The sequence below is a fragment of the Oleiphilus sp. HI0125 genome (assembly GCF_001635355.1).
This window is the reverse complement of record NZ_LWGF01000327.1, coordinates 1-755: the sequence shown is the minus strand read 5'-3', so window position 1 is coordinate 755 and position 755 is coordinate 1. Positions and strand designations below refer to the sequence as shown.

The window sequence follows — 755 nt, the reverse complement described above, 5'->3', positions numbered from 1 at the left end:
AAACGCGATAAAAAGCTCGTTACAGCGCTCTTAGATGGTGAAAAAGTAAACGGACATATTCCATCGGTTGAAGTCTTATTTGATTCAGCAACGGCCGAACTTGGTAAGTACTGTGTTGGCGCAATGTTGACGGGAATGGGGGCTGATGGAGCCACCGGCATGTTAAGAATGCGACAAGCAAAAGGGCATACAATTGCACAAGATGAGGCAAGTAGCGTGGTGTGGGGAATGCCCGGCGCAGCAGTTAAACTGAATGCTGCAGTAGAAGTGCTGCCCATACAGCGGATTGGGCCGGAATTACTTAATGCATGCAAAAGTACATAATTGCTCATTAGTTCTCAAATTAATTACGCGAGTTTCGCAATCTTTACTACGCTATGTGCGGTAATACCAACACTGAAAAAACGAGGGCAGTATGTCGGTGAATGTGAGCTACCAAGGTAGTGACCAAACCTTAAAAATCGCAATAGATGGCAGATTTGATTTCAGTCATCACGCAGCTTTTAGAGAGGCATATGAGAGCGCTGAAACACAAATTTCATCTTACGAAATTGATCTCAGCGAAACCTCTTATTTAGATAGTTCGGCCTTAGGAATGTTGTTGCTACTTCGTGATCATGCTGGTGGTGCGGATGCGAAAATCGCAATAAATCATTGCAATGATGATGTAAAAAAAATCCTTAAAATTTCCAATTTTGAGCAGCTGTTTTCTATCACTTAATATATCTATGCGCCGATAAACACTTGTCGGCATG

At 42.6% G+C, this 755-nt stretch carries 2 protein-coding genes; both read left to right on the top strand.

Annotated features, from left to right (window positions below):
* A partial coding sequence (locus A3762_RS04430; protein ID WP_197469022.1) for a CheB methylesterase domain-containing protein occupies window positions 1-324 on the top strand: 324 nt, incomplete at its 5' end.
* Window positions 325-415: 91 nt separating this feature from the next.
* Window positions 416-721 (top strand): STAS domain-containing protein, encoded by a 306-nt coding sequence (locus A3762_RS04425; protein ID WP_068754248.1) that lies wholly within the window; start codon window positions 416-418, stop codon window positions 719-721.
* Window positions 722-755: the final 34 nt, after the last annotated feature.

Excerpts from the sequence above, each read along its gene's own strand:
- A3762_RS04425 (WP_068754248.1), top strand. The coding sequence starts at position 416 with ATGTCGGTGAATGTGAGCTACCAAGGTAGTGACCAAACCTTAAAAATC.